Here is a 3,086-nt window from a genome sequence, read left to right on the forward strand (position 1 = left end):
CCCGGCTGACGAGGTGGCCCGCACGAAGCAACTGTACATCCAACTGGGTTGCTTCGCCTGCCACGGTGCCAACTACGAAGGGAAACAGGGGCCCATCATCGTGGACATGCCTGTTGACGAAATCATCCACCAGGTGCGCAATGACGCGCCCAACCCCCAGGACATGCCCGCCTTCGACCAGACCATGATCAGCGATGCGGATCTGGAAATCCTGGCCAAATTCCTCAACAGCCCGACCATCGCCGATACGGCCGTGGTCATCCCCGACGAGGTGCGCACTCACTTAGAGAAAGCCTACGACGCCCTCATCGCCGGTGAAAAGGCTGGGGGCGAAACCCACCTGAAAGCAGCCTTGAAGGCGGCCCAGGACGCCGGTGCGGGTGAAGGGTTGATCAAGTCCCTGAACGACCTCATCGAGGACCTGGAAGAAGAGACCTGGCAAAAGGACACCGAGTTACACCTGGACATCCTGCTGGGGAAATAGCCCCCATCTCCCACACGGAAAACCTGCCCCCAGAGTTACCCGGGGCGCGGGTTCGTTTTTGCCCCACCCATCAAACTACGCGGGGCTCTGGGGTAGCGTCCTGGGGAGGCTCATCACCCTCCCGCTGGATGGGCAACAAATGGGCCCGATCCGGTGGGATGCGCAAGCAAACCGACCGGCGCTCCCGCAGGTCAAGGCGTCGCCAATGGCTCCGGGGGAGCAGGACCCGCCAGATCGCTCCCGCGACGGCCACCTCCACCCGCACCTGCATGCCCAGGGGCACGCTTTGCACCACCTGCCCCCGCAGGACCTGCCCCCCCTCACAAGGCTCGCCCGGGAGCAATTCGATCTCCTCCGGGCGCACACACACCAAAGCCTCCCCGCTCCACCAAACCGAGGCGGCGATCTCGATTTCGTCGCCCCAGGGGAAACGCACCCGCACCCGCCCACTCGCGCGCTCCACGATGTGGGCAGGCACCCGGTTCTCCACCCCCACAAAGGCCGCAATGCGCTCGTGGGCTGGGTGCATGAACACCTCTTCCACAGGTCCCACCTGAGCCAGCCGGCCCTCAAACAGCACCGCCACCCGGTCGGCCAGGGCCAACGCTTCGTCCCGGTCATGGGTCACCAAAAAGGTGGTCAGGCCAGTCTCTTGCAAAACCCGCCGCAAATCGGCCAGGATGGCCAACCGGGTAGGCATATCCAGTCCCGAAAACGGTTCATCGAGGAAGAGCATTTCCGGCTCCGCGGCGAAGGCCCGCGCCAACGCCACCCGCTGGGCCTCGCCACCAGAAAGGGCCAGGGCGGAGCGTTCGGCCAGATAGGCGACCTGGAACTGCTCCAGCCAGTACATTACCCGTTGCCGCACTGGTCTCCCCCGCCGGCCACGCAGGAGCAATCCCAGGGCGACATTGTGAAACACGCTCATGCTGAGCAGCAAAGGCTCCTGCAACACCACGGCCAGGCGACGACGATAGGCCAGCGCCCGACGCCAGGAGACCCGCCGACCGCGAAAGAACAACGTCCCCCGCTGCGGGGGCTGCAAGGCGGCCAGCACGCGCAACAAGGTGGACTTACCCGCGCCGTTGGGGCCGATGGCGACGAAAACCTCTCCCCCCTTGACCTCGATCTGCGGCACCGCAAGCACGGTGCGCCTGGCCAGGAGAACCTGGATGCCTTCGGCGCGCAACAGGGGATTCATGATCGGCGTGCCTTTTGCTGCAAAGTGGTCAGGGCGTAGGTCACCAGGTAAGCCAGGAAGAGTAAGATGGTGCCCAGGGCCATGGCCAGGGCAAAGTTCCCTTTGCTGGTCTCCAACACCGTGGCGGTGGTCAACACCCGGGTGTGATGGGCCACGTTCCCGCCCACCATCATCGAAGCCCCCACCTCGGAGATCACCGCCCCGAAGGCGGCGATGATGGCCGCCAGGAGCAGCAAACGCGTCTCCCAGAGCATCAACAGCACCATCTGCCAGGTCGAGGCCCCCAGGCCCAACAACTGCCAGCGCAGGCGCGGGTCCAGTTGCTGCAGGGCCGCCAAACTGAGCCCTGCCACCAAGGGCCAGGCCAGCAGGGCCTGGGCGATGATCATGGCCGTGGGCGTGTAAATCAGCCCCCAGGAGCCCAACGGCCCACTGCGCCACAGCAACAGGGCCACCACCAGGCCCACCACCACCGGCGGCAGCCCCATGCCCGTGTTGATGGCCGCGACCACCGCCCGCCGGCCGGGAAAATCCAGAAAAGCCAGCGCCACGCCCACCGGCAAGCCCAGCAGCAGGGCCACCAGGGTCGCTGTTCCCGAGACCCGCAAGGTCAACGCGGTAATTTCCAGCACATACGGATCGTGGTGCCAGAGCAACCGTCCGGCTTCCTGAAGGCCAAGCCAAAGGGTCTCCACAACCCCTCCCTACTGATCCGCCCCGCCGACATGGAAAAGGGGCTGGCCAAACTTGTCCACGCCATACGAGGCGATGATCTCCTGCACCTGCGGCGAAAGCAGGAACTCGGCAAAGGCCCGGGCGCCTTCCTCGTGCACGCCGGGGTGTTTCTCCGGATTCACCACGATGACATGATACACATTGTGCAGGCGCGGGTCACCTTCGACCAGAATCTCCAGGTGCAGCGTATCCTGCAAGTTCAAGTAAGTGGCCCGGTCAGTGAGCGTGTACCCGCCCTTTTCCGAAGCGATGCGCAATGTGGCCCCCATACCCTGGCCGGACTCCTGATACCAATCCTGAGCGGCCAGGGTGGAGACATCCAGCCCCGCATCCACCCAGAGAGCTTTTTCCTTTTTGTGAGTCCCGGAATCATCGCCCCGTGAAATCCACAACGCTGTGGCTTCAGCAATCCGCTTGAGGGCAGCAGCCGCGTCGTCCATCCCCCGAATTTGCGCCGGGTCGTCATGGGGGCCGACGATGATGAAGTTGTTGTACATGACATACTTCCGTTCAACGCCATGACCGGCGGCCATGAAGGCCTCCTCGGCTTTCGGCGCATGCACCAGGAGCACATCGGCATCCCCGCGCTCTCCCATGCGCAGCGCGGCCCCCGTCCCCACGCCGATCACCTTGACCGTGTGCCCGGTCTGTTTCTCGAACAACGGA

4 protein-coding genes are annotated in these 3,086 nt (G+C 64.4%); 1 reads left to right on the plus strand and 3 read right to left on the minus strand.

Annotation, left to right across the window (positions count from 1 at the left end; genetic code table 11):
* Positions 1 to 484 (plus strand): cytochrome c (locus G4O04_06280; GenBank protein ID HEY58127.1); only part of this gene is annotated, 484 nt, incomplete at its 5' end.
* A 70-nt stretch (positions 485 to 554) separates the two neighbouring features.
* On the opposite strand, the gene G4O04_06285 is transcribed toward G4O04_06280, so the two are convergent.
* The 3 genes from G4O04_06285 to G4O04_06295 all read right to left on the minus strand — a co-directional run.
* Positions 555 to 1,685 (minus strand): ABC transporter ATP-binding protein, encoded by a 1,131-nt coding sequence (locus G4O04_06285; protein ID HEY58128.1) that lies wholly within the window; start codon positions 1,683 to 1,685, stop codon positions 555 to 557.
* Complete coding sequence (locus G4O04_06290; GenBank protein HEY58129.1) at positions 1,682 to 2,380, minus strand: ABC transporter permease subunit; 699 nt, start codon at positions 2,378 to 2,380, stop codon at positions 1,682 to 1,684. Before G4O04_06290 ends, G4O04_06285 begins: the two co-directional genes overlap by 4 nt.
* Positions 2,381 to 2,389: 9 nt before the next feature.
* Positions 2,390 to 3,086: solute-binding protein (locus G4O04_06295; protein HEY58130.1), on the minus strand; the 697-nt coding region annotated here is incomplete at its 5' end.

It is taken from the genome of Anaerolineae bacterium (genome assembly GCA_011176535.1).
Taxonomy (GTDB): domain Bacteria; phylum Chloroflexota; class Anaerolineae; order Anaerolineales; family DRMV01; genus DUEP01.

Excerpts from the sequence above, each read along its gene's own strand:
- G4O04_06285 (HEY58128.1), bottom strand. The coding sequence starts at position 1,685 with ATGAATCCCCTGTTGCGCGCCGAAGGCATCCAGGTTCTCCTGGCCAGG.